The sequence below is a fragment of the Flectobacillus sp. BAB-3569 genome, from assembly GCF_002270355.1.
Classification (GTDB): Bacteria; Bacteroidota; Bacteroidia; order Cytophagales; family Spirosomataceae; genus Flectobacillus; species Flectobacillus roseus.
The window spans coordinates 38,087-54,322 of the sequence record NZ_NJFZ01000025.1; the positions used below are offsets into that span (position 1 = coordinate 38,087).

30 protein-coding genes and 1 tRNA gene are annotated in these 16,236 nt (G+C 34.9%); 17 read left to right on the forward strand and 14 right to left on the reverse strand.

Annotated features, from left to right (window positions below; translation table 11 throughout):
• The first annotated feature begins 195 nt into the window (after positions 1-195).
• From BWI92_RS21570 to BWI92_RS21580, 3 genes are read left to right on the forward strand one after another with little or no spacing between them, the layout of a single operon-like run.
• A complete protein-coding gene (locus BWI92_RS21570) occupies positions 196-570 on the forward strand; it encodes a hypothetical protein (protein WP_141234872.1) in 375 nt (124 codons plus the stop codon).
• A 51-nt stretch (positions 571-621) separates the two neighbouring features.
• Positions 622-810: a hypothetical protein gene (locus BWI92_RS21575; RefSeq protein ID WP_095166714.1), complete on the forward strand. Its 189-nt coding sequence runs from the start codon at positions 622-624 to the stop codon at positions 808-810.
• Positions 810-1,064: a hypothetical protein gene (locus BWI92_RS21580; protein WP_095166716.1), complete on the forward strand. Its 255-nt coding sequence runs from the start codon at positions 810-812 to the stop codon at positions 1,062-1,064. Before BWI92_RS21575 ends, BWI92_RS21580 begins: the two co-directional genes overlap by 1 nt.
• 370 nt (positions 1,065-1,434) lie before the next feature.
• On the opposite strand, the gene BWI92_RS21590 is transcribed toward BWI92_RS21580, so the two are convergent.
• The 10 genes from BWI92_RS21590 to BWI92_RS21640 form a co-directional block, all read right to left on the reverse strand.
• The gene (locus BWI92_RS21590; protein ID WP_095166717.1) at positions 1,435-1,914 is read right to left on the reverse strand and encodes a hypothetical protein; all 480 of its coding nucleotides are present in this window, start codon (positions 1,912-1,914) and stop codon (positions 1,435-1,437) included.
• Between the two features lie 11 nt (positions 1,915-1,925).
• Positions 1,926-2,678 (reverse strand): hypothetical protein, encoded by a 753-nt coding sequence (locus BWI92_RS21595; RefSeq protein ID WP_095166718.1) that lies wholly within the window; start codon positions 2,676-2,678, stop codon positions 1,926-1,928.
• Between the two features lie 7 nt (positions 2,679-2,685).
• Positions 2,686-3,027 (reverse strand): hypothetical protein, encoded by a 342-nt coding sequence (locus tag BWI92_RS21600; protein WP_095166719.1) that lies wholly within the window; start codon positions 3,025-3,027, stop codon positions 2,686-2,688.
• A gap of 1 nt (position 3,028) precedes the next feature.
• Positions 3,029-3,421: a hypothetical protein gene (locus BWI92_RS21605; RefSeq protein ID WP_141234873.1), complete on the reverse strand. Its 393-nt coding sequence runs from the start codon at positions 3,419-3,421 to the stop codon at positions 3,029-3,031.
• A gap of 14 nt (positions 3,422-3,435) precedes the next feature.
• Positions 3,436-3,648 (reverse strand): hypothetical protein, encoded by a 213-nt coding sequence (locus tag BWI92_RS21610; protein WP_095166721.1) that lies wholly within the window; start codon positions 3,646-3,648, stop codon positions 3,436-3,438.
• Positions 3,649-3,945: 297 nt separating this feature from the next.
• A complete protein-coding gene (locus tag BWI92_RS21620) occupies positions 3,946-4,143 on the reverse strand; it encodes a hypothetical protein (protein ID WP_095166723.1) in 198 nt (65 codons plus the stop codon).
• A gap of 24 nt (positions 4,144-4,167) precedes the next feature.
• Complete coding sequence (locus BWI92_RS21625) at positions 4,168-4,413, reverse strand: hypothetical protein (protein WP_095166724.1); 246 nt, start codon at positions 4,411-4,413, stop codon at positions 4,168-4,170.
• A gap of 53 nt (positions 4,414-4,466) precedes the next feature.
• Entirely contained in the window at positions 4,467-4,814 is a 348-nt protein-coding gene (locus BWI92_RS21630; protein WP_095166725.1) for a DUF2829 domain-containing protein, read from the reverse strand.
• A 1-nt stretch (position 4,815) separates the two neighbouring features.
• Entirely contained in the window at positions 4,816-5,349 is a 534-nt protein-coding gene (locus BWI92_RS21635) for a hypothetical protein (protein WP_095166726.1), read from the reverse strand.
• A 6-nt stretch (positions 5,350-5,355) separates the two neighbouring features.
• Positions 5,356-5,661: a hypothetical protein gene (locus tag BWI92_RS21640; protein ID WP_095166727.1), complete on the reverse strand. Its 306-nt coding sequence runs from the start codon at positions 5,659-5,661 to the stop codon at positions 5,356-5,358.
• An 813-nt stretch (positions 5,662-6,474) separates the two neighbouring features.
• Here BWI92_RS21640 and BWI92_RS21645 point away from each other — a divergent pair.
• From BWI92_RS21645 to BWI92_RS21655, 3 genes are all read left to right on the forward strand, one after another.
• The gene (locus tag BWI92_RS21645; protein WP_176464500.1) at positions 6,475-7,416 is read left to right on the forward strand and encodes a replication initiation protein; all 942 of its coding nucleotides are present in this window, start codon (positions 6,475-6,477) and stop codon (positions 7,414-7,416) included.
• 97 nt (positions 7,417-7,513) lie between these two features.
• Positions 7,514-8,278 carry a ParA family protein gene (locus tag BWI92_RS21650; RefSeq protein ID WP_176464501.1) on the forward strand — a complete coding sequence of 255 codons (765 nt, stop codon included), beginning with the start codon at positions 7,514-7,516 and terminating at the stop codon, positions 8,276-8,278.
• Positions 8,275-8,523, forward strand: coding sequence for a hypothetical protein (locus BWI92_RS21655; protein WP_095166732.1), 249 nt, complete (start codon positions 8,275-8,277; stop codon positions 8,521-8,523). The genes BWI92_RS21650 and BWI92_RS21655 overlap by 4 nt, the downstream gene beginning before the upstream one ends.
• A 32-nt stretch (positions 8,524-8,555) precedes the next feature.
• On the opposite strand, the gene BWI92_RS21660 is transcribed toward BWI92_RS21655, so the two are convergent.
• From BWI92_RS21660 to BWI92_RS21675, 4 genes are all read right to left on the reverse strand, one after another.
• Positions 8,556-8,927, reverse strand: coding sequence for a hypothetical protein (locus BWI92_RS21660; RefSeq protein WP_095166734.1), 372 nt, complete (start codon positions 8,925-8,927; stop codon positions 8,556-8,558).
• A gap of 8 nt (positions 8,928-8,935) precedes the next feature.
• A complete protein-coding gene (locus BWI92_RS21665; protein WP_176464502.1) occupies positions 8,936-9,301 on the reverse strand; it encodes a hypothetical protein in 366 nt (121 codons plus the stop codon).
• Between the two features lie 40 nt (positions 9,302-9,341).
• Positions 9,342-10,040 carry a hypothetical protein gene (locus tag BWI92_RS21670; protein WP_095166740.1) on the reverse strand — a complete coding sequence of 233 codons (699 nt, stop codon included), beginning with the start codon at positions 10,038-10,040 and terminating at the stop codon, positions 9,342-9,344.
• 74 nt (positions 10,041-10,114) lie between these two features.
• On the reverse strand, positions 10,115-10,504 hold the full coding sequence (locus BWI92_RS21675) for a helix-turn-helix domain-containing protein (RefSeq protein ID WP_176464503.1): 390 nt from the start codon (positions 10,502-10,504) through the stop codon (positions 10,115-10,117).
• Between the two features lie 182 nt (positions 10,505-10,686).
• Between BWI92_RS21675 and BWI92_RS21680 the strand changes: the two genes are divergently transcribed.
• From BWI92_RS21680 to BWI92_RS21730, 11 genes are all read left to right on the forward strand, one after another.
• Positions 10,687-10,980 (forward strand): hypothetical protein, encoded by a 294-nt coding sequence (locus BWI92_RS21680; protein ID WP_095166745.1) that lies wholly within the window; start codon positions 10,687-10,689, stop codon positions 10,978-10,980.
• Between the two features lie 336 nt (positions 10,981-11,316).
• Positions 11,317-11,389, forward strand: a tRNA-Met gene (locus BWI92_RS21685).
• Between the two features lie 310 nt (positions 11,390-11,699).
• Complete coding sequence (locus tag BWI92_RS21690) at positions 11,700-12,005, forward strand: hypothetical protein (protein WP_095166747.1); 306 nt, start codon at positions 11,700-11,702, stop codon at positions 12,003-12,005.
• 257 nt (positions 12,006-12,262) lie between these two features.
• Positions 12,263-12,958, forward strand: a complete 696-nt coding sequence (locus tag BWI92_RS21695) for a hypothetical protein (protein WP_141234875.1) — start codon at positions 12,263-12,265, stop codon at positions 12,956-12,958.
• Entirely contained in the window at positions 12,930-13,160 is a 231-nt protein-coding gene (locus BWI92_RS21700) for a hypothetical protein (protein ID WP_095166751.1), read from the forward strand. Before BWI92_RS21695 ends, BWI92_RS21700 begins: the two co-directional genes overlap by 29 nt.
• A gap of 128 nt (positions 13,161-13,288) precedes the next feature.
• Positions 13,289-13,978: a hypothetical protein gene (locus BWI92_RS21705; protein WP_095166754.1), complete on the forward strand. Its 690-nt coding sequence runs from the start codon at positions 13,289-13,291 to the stop codon at positions 13,976-13,978.
• A 12-nt stretch (positions 13,979-13,990) separates the two neighbouring features.
• Complete coding sequence (locus BWI92_RS21710; RefSeq protein ID WP_095166756.1) at positions 13,991-14,236, forward strand: hypothetical protein; 246 nt, start codon at positions 13,991-13,993, stop codon at positions 14,234-14,236.
• The gene (locus BWI92_RS21715) at positions 14,233-14,496 is read left to right on the forward strand and encodes a hypothetical protein (protein WP_095166758.1); all 264 of its coding nucleotides are present in this window, start codon (positions 14,233-14,235) and stop codon (positions 14,494-14,496) included. Before BWI92_RS21710 ends, BWI92_RS21715 begins: the two co-directional genes overlap by 4 nt.
• A 21-nt stretch (positions 14,497-14,517) precedes the next feature.
• Entirely contained in the window at positions 14,518-14,949 is a 432-nt protein-coding gene (locus BWI92_RS21720; RefSeq protein ID WP_095166760.1) for a hypothetical protein, read from the forward strand.
• A 229-nt stretch (positions 14,950-15,178) separates the two neighbouring features.
• A complete protein-coding gene (locus tag BWI92_RS21725) occupies positions 15,179-15,445 on the forward strand; it encodes a hypothetical protein (RefSeq protein WP_095166763.1) in 267 nt (88 codons plus the stop codon).
• Positions 15,429-15,872 carry a hypothetical protein gene (locus BWI92_RS21730; RefSeq protein WP_095166766.1) on the forward strand — a complete coding sequence of 148 codons (444 nt, stop codon included), beginning with the start codon at positions 15,429-15,431 and terminating at the stop codon, positions 15,870-15,872. Before BWI92_RS21725 ends, BWI92_RS21730 begins: the two co-directional genes overlap by 17 nt.
• The last annotated feature ends 364 nt before the right edge of the window (positions 15,873-16,236 follow it).

Sequence of the window (16,236 nt, forward strand, 5' to 3'; positions counted from 1 at the left end):
CACACACCATCGCCAATGCAATCATTATTCTGTTTGTTTGTGTTTGCTTAATTATTACGTTTGAGGCTTGTCGCAAAAAGCCAAAGCCACAAGCACCAACCATTACCATCAAGGATTCAATTGCAATCCAAAACCTTAAAACATCTCTTCACCTACAAAAAGCTGACTCGCTAAAATATGAAAGCACTAAAATTCGTGTGTCTAGTACTGATTCTGCTAGGCGCGCATATTGGGGTATCTCAAAATGAAGTAAAGCCCCTACAGCCCAAACCACCTTGTTTCTTATCAGTAAGTTGTGAACGACTCGACAAGGCCGAGTATGCCGAAAAGATACTCCCAATAGTCCAAGCTGAATGCCAGGAGCTTCGCAATGGACTACAGTCTGAAAAGGAAGCCAGAAGGCTTGAGCAAATCGACTCACAACGACGTGAAATTGGTTATCTTAACAAACAGGCTCAGGATGAGGCTGAAAATAAAAAGTTGAGAGATACCAATGCAACACTACGGCAACAACGGTGGATTGCTTGCGCTGTTGGCGTTGTAGTTGGAGTATTGTCAGTAGTCTTTTAAATCAAAAGGGGCATTATCTCCCCTTTCTACACCTAACCACTACTTAATACCATGAACATTTTCATTCACGAAAAACTGACAATAACTTCTGTGATTTTATCCATCACCAACCCACACCCTATCAGCTTTATTGCTGCTTTTATTACCATTCTTGTCGGACTCGAAAACCTACGCAGACAAGTAGTACAAGCTGGAGGAATCAAAAGCTATTTTCGAAACCTATTAAAACACTGGAAATAATGAGCTTTAGAAACTTCGTGGAGAATCTGTTCAAGACTCGCACCCAAACAGGAAACGTCATCGGTGTAATTTTGACCTTGACTATCTGTTTGGCTTTCTTGATGTCATTCGCATACGCTTTTCAGAAAGGATTTGATACACCAATGATTACCTATTTAGAAAAACTAACAGATATCCTAAAAGATATTTTGTTATTGGTACTTGGTGGTATTATCAAAGCCTCATTTACAAAAAATAGCGATTCTGAGCAATAAAACGTATTTCAAAAATACGACAATACAATATTACAGTAATACGATAATACATCTAACCTCATAAAAAAAGCCTCAGCAATGAGGCTTTACTATATCATGAAAATATTTATCACTGGATTTCTTCAAGTGTTTTTTGTAGCAATCAACACGTTTTTTATTAGTAAACAATTCTTAGTGGGCTCTTTTATTTCGGCATGTTTAATCAATCTCATTTGGACATATAATGTCAAAAAAGTAGCCTTTGGAGAAAACCGAGAACGATACATTTACGCCCTTGGTGCTGGTATAGGAAGCCTCAGTGGTCTCAAAGTATCAATATTGATTTCTCAATTAATACTATAACAAAAAAGCCTCATTACTGAGGCTTTTTTCATTCAATAAATGGGTAAAAATCTATATTTGGAACAATAGAAGGGTCTTTTGACACTACACTATATCTGAAATTAATACCATCCTCACTTTTATGAAGAATAAGAAATCTATCACTTGATATTTTTCCTTTATGAAGAAATGAATAATCTAAATCCCCTAACTTCAATTTCAATTCATCATAATTGGCAATATCATTCAATTTGTATTCACTATCAAAAATGACCAGTTCATCTGAAGTACGAATATGTTCACTATAAATAACATAAGTAAAATTTGAACATAAACTTTTCATTTTTAGATCCCAAAAAATATTGCTAGAAACAATACCCAAAGGATAATATTCAAGACCTAAATATTCTAGAAATCTTCTGTAACCTTCAAATTTACCTTTTATCAAATCATTATTTGAAGCATATATTTTTTCAATATGCCTGACCAAATCATCAAAGAATAGTGTTTGCCTATTTATGCCTTCCATAACACTCTATTTTAAACAATAGTCAAATACTGCTTTATTTCATTAATTCTGTCGCTATTCCTTTTAAGATGTGATTCAAAATCCAATGTGGCTCTTACTTCATAATTTATATCCGTCTCTTCATGAATATTAATAATTCCTGTTAGGATGTTTTCAATGACTAATTCTTTTTTAAATTGTCTACCATCAATTTTATCCCTTTGAAAACTCAAAGATTTTGTTACAAGGTTTTTGGACATAAGTAGCTGATATACTGTTTCAACACTAGATCCACTTTGTACAATTACCTCAGCCTGTGGTTGCTCTACACTTGGTATTTCTACTTTTACAGCCTCATGTTTCATTGGCAACACTGAAATATCCAAATAGTACTGTGGGTCAGCATAATCCTTAATTTCAGAATGAGTACCATCATATTTGTGAGCAATATCCCTATTGATATTCACGGCATACTGCATACGTCCGTGATAAGTAGTAGTAAAACGTTCACCTTTTGGGTCATCAACACTAGTATTCATCATCAAAAGCGTACCGCCCAAAGCTTCACAAATCTCATCTATCATCTGTTCCTTATCACCCATTGCAGCATTCCAAGGAATAGCCACCAAATCAAGGTCACGATTCATTGAGCCATGAACTACAATGTTGTACCCATACTTTTTACCAATAGCTTTTATTAGCTCGAAGTAATAAGCATACAGGCTAGGTTTGGCATGTATAGGCTTTTCTATAACTTTTGTAGTGTATTCTTGTTGAGGTTCCATGAAGTAGCTATTTAAGTTTATCATCGTCAGCAAGTACATAATGAATGCACCCAAAATTCTCACCAGTTTGGAAGATTCCAACAATACCTTTTTTTCTGTTTTCTTCTGTAAGAAATCCTTTAAAGTCTGATGTAATTATACTATCTCGCTTGACATTTAACTCGTTATTGTTTTTCCATTCAGTATCTTGCATAGGTGTTCTTACAGCATTATTAGTGCAATATCCCCATCCTTTATTACTGTTTTTAAATTCTTCTCTATCTGTATTCCAGTGCCTACAAGAAGAACAACGCCCTAATGTTACGCTATTGACTTGGATGCAGTATTCATGCTTTTGTTCAGGATCCATATTATTTCCAAAGTCTTGTTCTGTAGTGCACTCTTTGCTTAAATGATATTTTTTCTTTTGTTTGAATCCAACTACTTTTATAGCTATGAATAAATCTAATGGTATTAACTACAGCTAAAAGAATAGCCACGCCAATTTGAAAACTTACAATCCAAGGAAAAAGTAAATACCATAACCAAAGTCTTTTTACCAAATAGTACCCACTATTATTTTCAATTTCGTATTCTTCCCCATCATCATCAATCTCCCAGTCCTGAAGCTTACGTTTTGTAATATTTTCAATGTATTCCAATCGGTAAAAGATTAGTGTATATATCAAATCAATGGATTTAATAAAACCTAAACTCTTGAATTTATCTCTGAGATAAATCAAGTTTTCGAACAATGATTTCATGATATTCTCAGCAATTAAAAGCTTAATTTTGGACAAAACTTATTTTCGCTTTTCAACAACTCTACTTCAAATCGTATCTCATTTACAATTTGATATTTCATTCTCAACCATTCTTCTTCTTTTTCAAATTTGTGTTCTTTGCAAAATTTCAATTTATGACGTAAGTCGGTTTCTTTTTCTTTTAGAACTTCAACCAACTTATCTACTTTTTTACTTAAATCTTCCATACCATTCTAAGGTTTTCTCAAACTAAATTTTATATACATTAATAGTAGCGTTATCCCCACAACTGGGGCATAATATATCCATAGCCAAACTCTTTTAAAGATGTTAGATTTTGGTTCTTGTTTAGTTTTTAAAAAATCAACAACTCTGTCTTCGGTAGTTGGTATTGCTGAAGGAATACAAACCATAAAGTAAATTATTTGAATTGCTTGGCGATATCCCATTTTGCTAAATTTGCGCTGCAAATACGACCAGTTGCTTATTAGTGATTTCATTTTGAAATAGATTAGTGGTTAATTTTATACAGGGAAAAGCTCATACTTTCGTATTTCTTCTTCTGACAATTGACGAGTGTATGTTAATTCTCCGAAAAAACCTGTCTGTTTTTTATCTAATTCAACATGACAAATGAATCCATGTGGTTGACATCCAACATCAAATGGCCTATATTTTAATCTATACTTGAAGAATTCTTTTATAACTTGAATCTTTTCCATAACTGACTTTAATTTACAAAAGGATTAATTCATTATTATCCGCTCACCTAGTACATACAGGTGTAAGGGATTATGATTAAAAAACTCTGAGCCTTCTTTCCAAGGAATTTCCTCTTCCGATATCAGCAACTGCGGAAACTCCTGACCGCAGTACCATCCACAATACTTAAAAAGCCAAATTGCTATTTCGTCATTTTTTGCCAAGCCCTCTTGCTTGTTCCAGATTGGGAACCTCCCATCCTTCCCAATAAGTATCACCGTAGTCTGCATGATTGATTAAAAAATCAGCAGAGCACGTATTGATGCTCTACTGATTTATGATTTTAGTCAAGAATGCACCAGTCGGTTGCTAACATATCTGTTTGACTAGCTAACCATCCGTTCACAATCGATCCATCGGCAGCATACATACATAAGTATGCCCCAAATTTGACGGGTTTACCATCCTCTAAAGGAATAGCATCCCCATTTTCATTTTTACAATTGACATGAAGAAAATCTTTTACGCTTTGAGGTAATGATTTTACTTGTTGAACTACCGTTTTTAGTGACAATTTGTCTTCTGGGCGTTGGAATACAAACATATTTTTTCCATTCCATCCTTCACGAGAAATTCGTTTGCCTAATTTGGCAGCGTAGAGGGCTTGACCAAAGCTTTGATTTGATAACATATTATGATTTATTTTTAGGATTTGCTTGTATAACCATATCAATCATAGGCTCTATATAAACTATATAGTTGTATGAATGTCCATACCTCAATTGTTTGACAGATTCATAAAACTCCACAACCTTTTGCTGTGTGTTAAATATTGTCTTTGGATAACAAAATGAGAGCTTACATTCATAATCAAAAACCATCGGCTGTTTTTTGCGGTAATAGGCAATCAGCATATCTACCAGCATAGTGCTTCTATCATGACAAAATGCTGAACCTTCTATCCGCTGAATCCAGTGTTCAAAATGTCGAACATAGTACTGGTGGTTCATTATAATTTCAACCACATCAGGATTTTCCGATATTTTGACCTTTATCAATACCTCAGCAAATTTTCTAAGCGGATTCAAAAAGCATCTATCAAAATCAAAAACACCATAATTTTTAGGTATTTCGATTTTATCTGCCAGCTCTTTATATTTTTCTAAATTCTTTTTTGCTCCTAATTCGGAAGATAACTTGATAATTTCCTCTAGAATGTTTTTCATAACTTGCTAGATGACATTATTATTAATTTCTAGATACCCACTATCAAATACTTGAATTATTACCTTCTCTCTTGCTACAGATATAGGAACCTCTTTATTAATGTGTTTAAGTACTCTTAGTGATGCTGCATATAATTCTGCCTTTTGACGAGCTGCACTTTTCAATTTTTTCTCCAGTTCATCTATTTCCTCATTTAATTCTTTCAACTGAAAAGCTAGGTCATAAAGTACATCCCCAGCAACCTCTGTGTCACCCTGAATTAAATCAACTAATCCCGAATAGCTGAAATCTTCTATATTCAATCTCTCCATAATTTTTCTTTAAACACCTGATTTATAAGTATCTTATCGTAAGACAATATTACAAAAATATTATCATATTATCGGATAATCTTATTGTCTTATTATATGATAGTACGATGATAAGATACGATAACTAATTATTTAGTTTTCAGCCCAACCTTTTTACCCATTAATTTGATTTCTGAAATTTTCGGTGTCCGATTCTTTTGCCGATTGAAACCTTCTTGTTTTAAAAAATTCCCTTTACCACCCTAAATGCATAGAAATCATGTTTCTTTTTGTTTCTTTCAATATTATTTGATTGTTTAGACATTTGTAAGTATTTGAAAATAAATAGCTTACAAAGACTATTGCAACAAAATGAAAGCAGTATTGCAACAAAATGAAAGATTGAATTGAAGCTATTGCAACAAAATGCAAGACGAATTGCAACAAAATGAAAGATAAATCGAATAGAATTGCAACAAAATGCAAGATGATTTTAGGCTTAAAATCAGTACTTATCCACAATTTTAAAGAGTTATCCACATTGCAATTGCTATTTAATGCGCACTAAGCAGGTAATAATGATATGATTTGTTAAAATATGATGTTTGAATTGCAACAAAATGAAAGATGCTTCCTTTTCTGACTAATACCCATCTCAAAATATGCCTATAGGCGTGTTTTAGGGCATAAAATACGACTGGTTATGTGCATGGTCTTCTCCAAAAACTGCAATAATTACAACAGAATGAAAGAAATTTTGTAAAAATTACTACAAATTTTTTTATCAATTGTTGTAATTAATGTATGTTTGTATCAAACAAAATAATTATTGATATGGATTCGACCTTTGAACTAAAGAAAAACAATTATCAGCCTAACAGCCTAACCCTCAGCCGTCAGGAATGGGGTGTAAACGAACGTAAGATACTGGGATTACTTATTAATCAACTCGATTTTAATAGAGACTATGATCCCGAAAAAAGCCACATTTTTAAATTGCCTATTCAGGAAGTAGCCAAGTATGTCGACTATAAGTATATGAAGGCTTCATTAGACAATTTACAATCCTGTAAAATTCAAGTATTTAATAAGGAAAAAGATACCTTTTCCAGCTTGGTGCTATTTCCAGAATACCATTATAATCGTGATAATAGTGGCAAAATAGAAATGATTGTAACAAATTCATCTTTGGTATTTTTACTCAATTTGGGTAAAGAGTACACCAAGTACAATCTTGATATTTTCTTGCAATTTCAATCTGTGTTTTCCCAGCGGATGTATGAAATTGTAATGATGGAACTAAAAAACAATCATCGAAAAAGCTTTGAATATGAGTTAGATTTTTTGCAACAGATTTTTGATACCAAGTATAACAATTTTGCAAACTTTAAACTAAGAGTACTAGACAAAGCTCGTAATGACTTTTTTGAAAAAGCTGACCTCATATTAAATTACGAGCCAGCCAAAAAGAAGGGCAAAAAGGTCATTAGTATCAAGTTTATGATACAGACTGCCACCGACGTAAAATTTGAGGCTGTAGAGGAAGAAATGAACGACTTCCGTAAGGCTGACCCCAATCAAGTGGTATTGGTAGCTAAGGATATTATGTTACGTGAGTATAAGTTTTCTCGCGAACAGGAATTTATGATTCTTAATAGTCCCGACCTATTGACGACATTTGTGGAGATCAATTCAAGAATCGATAACGGACTAATCAAAATCCGTAGCTCCAAAACCCACTATTTGGCTAAATCATTGGGTTTTGGCAAAAAATAGTATCTTATCATCATACAATATTCCAGTAATATGGTCTTATTGTATGATGGTTTTTGCTAGATTATTGTATTTTTGTGCAATAACTATAGATAACAATATGAAAGCAAAAATAATTACCATTACCAATAATAAAGGTGGTGTTGGTAAAACATCCTCTACGCTCAACATTGGGGCGGCGCTTACCCGAAAGGGTTACAAGGTGCTATTAATCGACCTCGATGCCCAGTGCAATCTTTCCTCCTGTTTTGGCTCACAAAATCGCCCAAAACATCATATTGGAAGCTTCATGCTCAAAGAATCTTCACCCAACGATTGTCTTGTACAGGCTCACAATATGTCGCTGATTCCTGCTTCTGTAGAATTGCCTGAGTATGAAACCAAAATCCAAAATAAACCTCGTCGTGAAGATATTTTGGGTAATAGATTGGTTTCGTTTCATGAGCAATTTGATTTTATCCTGATAGACTGTCCTCCAAACTTGGGATTACTTACTACCAATAGCATTTTTGCAGCTGATTATTTTATTACGCCTATGGAGGCCAGTACATTTGCCTACAATGGTATAGCTGTACTAATGGAGCAAATGAGAGAGTTTATCGATAGTGGCGCGCGAATAGAGTTTTTGGGTTTGCTGATTATCAAGTACCACGAAAACGCCAGAGGCTCACAAAAGAAATCGATTGTTTCGGCTGTACGTGAAAGTTTGGAAGAAGGAGTATTCCAGTATTATATCCGTACCGATAGCAATGTCGACAAAGCACAGCTGGACCAAAAACCAGTGTTTGAGCTCGACGATACTTGCAATGCTGCTAAGGACTATATGAATGTAACTACTGAAATACTAGAAAGACTAAAATTATGAAAAAACTTGCACCAATTCCGAAATTAAGTAAGCAACAAGAAGATACACAACCTGATGAGAAGTTTACTTATAGCAAAGAGGATGAAAAGTGGACTTTTATTATAGATGGTGAGCATGCCGACAAAATCAAAAGGATTATGTATCATAACCATTTCAAAACGAAAACTGAAGTTTTACATTATATATTAGCCAAATACTTAGATCCACTGGATTTGCCTCCAGTACCTAAAAGAAAAGATTTCTAAAAAGCAAAAGCCTCCGTTTGGAGGCTTTTTTATTATGGTAAAGTTAATAAGTAATTATCATTAGTACTTTTAGTATTTGGTTTAGGTAGTACTTTTACATTTAGAGTAATGTGATTTAAACCCATTGATATTTTGGTTATTTCTCCTTCATTTTCGTAAAATTCATCAAGTAGTGCTTCTATTGACGTTCGGAGTTTAAAATTAACCTCTTTAATAATTACTTCTGGAATACAATTTGCAACCTCGACTTTCCAATCCTTATTTGGCACAAAACCTATTTGCTGTATTGTTTTAAATACTTTTGTTGAAACATCACGAAATTCAACTTTAAGAATTTTTCCTAGATCTCCTTTATTATCTAAATCTACAAATTCAAAATTAAATCTAATTGAATAATTGCTCATAATATATATTAGTTAGTGCTTGAAAATCTTACTTCAAATTGCTTACCTGCAGTGATAATCGTCGAGGCACCTATCAGCTCCATAACCAATCCTGCTGCACTGCCTACAAGCATGATTGTATAGCCGTCTTTGTTTGGCTTATCGGCATTGAGTAGCGCATTGCCAGCAATCAGTGCAGCACCCGACACTACAGCACCACCAACCATCCACGATGCCCCACGTCTGAGGGTTACTCCTGGGTTTGTTTGGCGTAGCATCACACTTTGATTGAGCGAGTCAGCAGCTTCGTATCTTTTGATTCTGTCTAGGTTTTGTTTTTGGCGCTCCTTGAGCCAGCGCCCCACTTGGGCATGGGTAGAGTTTGATAGTATCATCAAAAATAGGAATGTAAAAATTAGCCTCATGGGTATATGGTTATTGGTTATATTTTAGTTTTGTTTCTAGGTACAAATCATTGATATGCTTAATGGCCTTCAGCTCTTTGGTAGTTATTACTTTGTCTTTGTAATACTGATCTCCAATAAAGCGAACTTTGGCATTTTTGGCATTGGACAGTTTGGTTATAATATTTTCTAATTCTGATTTGTCATCTGGGCACTGGTCAAATGTTTCCCATACATAGCCACCGTCGTTGTCGGTATTTACGTCATCAGGAATATACTCTATCAATTCGCCATCAATCTGAAATTTGTAGGCTTTGATAAAAAGCCAGTCATCGCCAAAGTAATGTACTTTGAATCTTCGCCATACTCCAATTTTCGAAATACCAAGGTATAATGATACCTGCGACGACATTATGCCTTTTGAGCTAGTTTTGTCATATACCCAGTAGTTATTTTCCATATCGTCATACGAGGTACGGAATTCTTTCTTGATACCTACCATAATCTTCTTGAAGATAGTCTCTTTTACCGAATCACTCAGTACTATATTGGCGGTGGTATCAATACTTGACATTGTGGTATCAATAACCATGTCGGATCCAGAAGAGATATTGTTTTGCTTCTGAATAATAAAGAAAATCAGGAAAATGCCTAATAAGGCAAACACCAAAAAAACTATTTGGGGCTGTTGGGAAGGTTTTTTAGGTTGCGGTTCTGGTGTTGCTTGCATAGAATGAACTATTAATTTTTCAACGATAAAAGCCCCTTTTTACAGGGGCAATGCTTTGTACTGAACTATTAATTTTACAACTTAAGCAATTTTGCTTTTTCTATTTTAAATTCTTCATCGGTGAGAACGCCTTTTTCTTTCAACTCAAACAACTTTTCATAAGCATTAAGGCGTAGCATACTTTTTTCTAAGTCATTATCCTCATTGTTGTCTGGATATAATTTTTGAGAGCCATAAATGGGCTCCATCTCTTGGATTTGGCTTTCAGCAAGAACGTGGTCATTGTCATAGTTTACTATGTGTTGAATTGTAACCCCTAAAACTTCACTCACTTTTGTAAGAGTATCAGCACCAGGGTTTTTGGTGTTGAATAATTTATTAATGGTTTGTGGATTCTTTTCCATTTTTCGAGCGAATTCAGCTACTGTACCAAATTTTTGTATAGCTAATTGCTTGATAATCATACCAGTATGCATAATAAACCAATTTTATTATAAAATATATCCCTAAAGATTTGCAAAGTACAAACCAATTGGTTTATATTTGTGTAAGGATTTGGATACAAAGGAACGTCTCAAATCTAAGACGCTAATATAAGATAATATGAGCGGTTCTAATTAATGATAAAAGTCATTTTTTGAGTTTTATGAAAAAATATACGCTGCCCATTCGATTTGACCTTAAAAAACCAAGTGGAGATCAAATTTCCGAAAGAGTCAATCTTATATTGGATGATGTACGAAGCAAAAGGGGTGCTAAGGTAGACTTCTTAGAAAAATATCCAGAGTATGACAATCGTCATGGGATAAATCTTTTACGAGTTGCCTTTGCCAAATGTCATAAAATGACATGCCCGATACTATGGTTGCATTTGGAGGAGTGGGTTGAGGATGTCAAAAAAGGCAACCAGATTGGTTCATTTCTAAAGGATAGGTTTTAAAATTAATATGATGTTGAAAATCCCCTCCCTTTTGGGAGGGGCATTTTACTCACCTATCCGAGCGGCGACAGCTTGAAAAAACGTCTTTTTCTCATAGTTTAGTTTGTGGTTTTAGAAGAAATACCGCTCATTTTATGGGCGGTTTATTCTAAAAATTTGAATTGAGTTGAAAAACAAAGTAATAGGTGTAGAATTAGAATCAAATACCCTCCCTCAGTAGAGGGAGGGGGATTTTGTGATACACCACAAAGATTTTTGTTATCATAATTATCTATTAGTTATTGAGTGTTCGGATTAGCCAGCCTCTTAGAGGCTGGTCAATTTAAAAAACAATACCGCAGTGTGGAGCAGATGGTAGCTCGGTGGGCTCATAACCCTCAGGTCACGGGTTCGAGTCCCGTCACTGCAACAACCGAATGTAAGTGAAAGGATAACACATGGCAAATGTTGGCTAGTGTCTTCATGCGCATGGGGCACTGGTGTTTGTATGCCAGGGGAGGATTTAGCATAGTGGAAGTGCATTGTTGAGTCCTAAACTGCCGATTATACTGTATGGTACGTAGCATTTGTATAGTTGGCTCACAGGTTCGAATCCTGTATAGTTGCCTAGCAGTGACTATTTGGCATGCGGGGGAAAGCATGTAGTTTAGGGATTTTAGCAAGATAGACGTATCACCTTGGTTCGATTCCAAGAATCCTCACAATTTAATTTTACACTCATGGTAAATCCACGAATCCAAGAAGCGCTCAATGCGCTCGACCAAGCCAAAGACTTGACCTATCAAAAGCATTTTGAGGCAAGTCAAAAGCTCAATTCGTTTATGCACATATGCCGAATTAATGGTCTCAATCCAATCAAAGTACTGGAGGAGCACTATACCAAGCAGCGGCATGAACCCGAAAAGTTTGTTCAGCCAGTAATTATGGGAGACAATCCCAACACTGGAAATTACGTTTGTAAATGTGGTAAGTTGTTTTCGTCTCAAAACGCACTCAATGGACACAAAAAAGGTTGCAAATCGTAAAAAACTAACGTGCGTATAACATGCAACGTTAGTTGAAAAAAGCCCTCAGAATCGAGGGAATACGTAGTCGGTGGATTCAGGCAAAATCCAGCAGGGCAAAATATGCCTTTTTTTTCGGCCAAAATAGCGCAATTAATAGCTATTAATAGTCTATTAATAACTATCAAGCTATTATGAGCTATTAAGCTATGAATCTATCAATGGGTATAAATACCTTATTAGCTATTAATTGTGAAAATTTTTCAAAAAATTTCGAAATGCAGCATTTTACCGCACGAAAAACCTGTAACCCGTCGCCAGAGCATAGTTTGTTCAAGTATATTTTAAATTATATGCCAGGGCGACAAGACGGAACTAAAAAAATCCCAAGACTGGTGTATTCGTACGATTATGGATCCGAAAGGTTAAAGTTTATGCCAGCAGCTCACCCCAAAATCAAAAGCCAGTATGTCGCATTCATAGATTTGTTGTCGCAGGAGTTTAGTGATACCATTGTAGATTTTTTCGCTAACTGTTATCCGCTTTTGAGTCCCGAAAAAAAGGTGACACTTTTATATTCGCATGACATACAATTGCAAGATATCTACAAGATAATCAAGGGTAACAAAGCTTTAATCTCCGAAATATCGCGAGTAGCTAGAAGTGCCGAGTTTTGGTGGGATGCCGTCGAGATGCAGAAATTTGGTGAAAAAGTATCTGCAAGTATGACACCCAAGTTTCATCCTCAGTTACAAAAGTTCAACGGTATGAATAAATGCCTTGACTATTTCACAAGTCACTTTGCTTCTCAGGGACTTATGAGTATCGAAGTTTACGACAACAGAATGCTACGAAGCGATAATTTAATCACAAAGGTTGCTGTAAATAATTTTATGTCACAGGTGGACGACCCCAACCCACCACAACAAATAGGGGCAATTATCAATGGCAGAGCAAATCAAACTACAGGCTAAGATTGTTACGCCACTCCGAAAAGTAACAATACATGAGTCACACCGTGCGGTTGTATCAATCCTTAATCCTGATTATCAGGAAGGTAGCACAGAGGATAAACACAAAAAATGGTTGCCAGTATATTTTACCAAATGGGCTGGATTAAAAGATTTACTTCAAAGAGGACGAGAAGTGATTTTTGAAGGCGAATACAGATTTTAGAAGTATGGTGATATCGGGATGGTGTTTTTAGCAAAAACCGTCAAAGAAATCACCTACGACGATATAAAGCCCATCCAGCCTCAAATTGAGGCACCAGAGTTAGACTTTTAAACTAAATGTTTAGTTATATGGAAAATTCATTACAACAAAAAGTATATCAGGGTATTCTAGATGATATTTGCTGTTTGTCTAGTAGTGATTATCTGGATGGTATTTGTACCAAACCATTTGTTTTTGAAGATTATGTCTATGCTACAGAGGGACATATAATGGTTCGTTTTAAAAAGACAAACCTTTCAAATTTCAATGATTTACCAGTAGCAGATATTGCTTTTAAAGTCATTCCATTATTTAGCAATAGGAATATTGACAAAACATATTCTATAGATGTCAAAAATTCTATCGATATGACAACTTTTAACTGGATTACAGAAGGCACTATTTGCCCTGAGTGTAATGGAAGTGGGTCTGTAGAGTATAAGTATACTGATAGAAAAAATCATAGTCATACCAAAGATGTTTTTTGTCCAGAGTGTGATTCTGAAGGCGAAATATTTCTAGCTGATTCTCGCAGATATAAAGCATATCATAGTATTGAATACTGTATTATTTCATCGATTGGCTTTAATACTATTTACATCGGAATGATTACTCAGATTGCCGAAGCATTAGGAAAAAATACGTTTCATTTAGTTCATAAAACAGAACCAAATAAGGCTTGTGTTTTTACTGCTGGAGATGTAGAAATATTATTAATGCCTAAGCTTTTAGATACTGACCCTGATTTAGGAGATGTTGTACTATTCACTTTAGATTAAATACCTAGTTATATGGGACTTATTCAAGAAATAATCTACTATCCAAAAAAGGAGGATGAAGTAATAATAGTAGAACAAATATCGCCTGAAGATGCTCGTAAGCCTTATCAAATAGTTAACTTATGTATTGCTAGTTTTACAGATTTCCGAACTCCTCAAGAACTCATTGAGCTTGGAAATTGGCTTATTTCAGAAGGAAATAGAATCAAAAAAGAGTACACAAGTACTGGCAAAAAACGCAAAGTAAAAGCTAAATGAGATGTCATTACATTCATGAAAAAGGCAAAAAAATATTTATAGCCTGTTGCTATGGTGCAATGTATGATGATAATGCCAAGAATTGTACTTGCGAATCTGAACATGGGTGGAAAGAGGTTGACTTTCAAAAAATTGAAGAGTACAAGAGCCAAATCAAAGAGTTGATTGATGCTAATAAATCTCTTGAAAAGCAGAATATGCGATTGATTAGGCTCATCAATAATCTCAATAAAAGAGGTGCTAAGATAAAAATTTATTAACGCTAAATTTTACAAATTATCATGAAAAAATCTACCTCATATCTCAAAAAAATCTTAACTGATCGCTTTGAGTTTACTGACGATATTTTAGGAAAAACTATCAAAACGTTTTTTGGTAGCATAAACAACTGGCTATTGATTATCACTACTGATGACAAAATTCATGCTTTTAAAGCTGATGAAGATACTGGTGAAATATATGAACGTTCTTATGATTGCTTAGAGTTTTTAGCAAGGTTTATCATATTTCAATCTGAGATAAATTTTGCAAATAAGGGGTTAGAATATAAAGGGCAGTTTAGTTTATTTATTGACGATTCTCAATTTGTTGAACTAATCAAACTCATCGAACAAGACCTATCAGAAAAATCACTTTCATACGAAGAAAAAGAGCGTAAACATGCCAAAGAGCTTCTTGCTAAGTATCCAGATTTGTTAGAAAGTGGGCATTAATATATTTAAGAATAATGCAAGAATCACAAATTTTCCTCAGCCCCATCACTACAAAGCTGTGGAATAAAATCAGAGGGCATAACTCAAGGCATAAACGAAACCGTCTCAGAGAAGCTATCATGGCACATTTGGCGTGCTCGAAGGAAGAGTACTATGAGTACATGAATGGCAGAAAGCTTCTCCACGAAGAGGATGCCAATTACATTCAAAATTTAATTGTTTCGTATCAATGCAGAGCGTAGACAAAAAAGCCGAAACAGCACTTGAGAAAGCATTACCACCTTGGCTTACCTCACTATTTGTGAAGGAAAAAAAGTATGTTTTTATCACTGACTTGGAAGCGTTTATTACAACTTTCAAGCAAATAACTGGCTATGATTTGGAGATTGAGTATTGTCCAAATGCCCTGTATTTCTATCGATTCACAACAAAACCTAAAGAAAATAGTGAGCAAAGTAATTACATTCTCGACCAGTTTCATGAAGAACCATCCTAAAGCAGGTGAGCCGACACATTTTGTCGAAAAAATCATTGCAGGAATGCTTCAAAACCCAGCAATGAAAAACCATCAATCGCTTTGTGGCTACGATAACCTTGCTTTAATGGATTGCCATTTACCCAAAAGCACCACTATCAGGGCAGGAAAAAACTGGAGTGTTGGCGATAAGTTTTCACCCCGTATCTGGTCAGGTCGTCCATACTGTTCACCACAGAAACAGATTTGTGACGATATCGAAATCAAAAGAGTGTATGATTTTAAATACAACGGTTTTTTCTGGATCAATGGTAATATCGTAAGTACAAGCGAGCTTATCACAGTCGCCAATAACGATGGCTTGACCTTAGAGGACTTTTGGGCTTGGTTTAAAAAATCTCATTTCGAAGGTCAACTTTTGGTATGGGATGAAAGGATTTATTACTGATGATTTTACAGCACTTTCTTCTGGAGTTATCTCATTATCAAAATCCGATTGAAATAGCTCCCATCATTAAAATTTGCAGTGGAAAATCATCCGCTAAAAGGCAAGTTATGAAAAGGCGTATCTGGGAATTAGTTAAAAATAATCCTCAATTCACCTACGAACGTACCTCCGAAATTTTCATCACTAAGGGCTTAAAATCAAAACAAAAGTTGCTTGATTTTTATCCAAGAGAACATGAAGGTACTCAGCTAATAGGCTCTTACATTTCACATATAATCGTCAAATAATCATGAATTCACTCAAAAAACTTTTCGATGATAAGATTCAGATGCTCATCATTTTGATGTGCATCATGCTTGGTGTA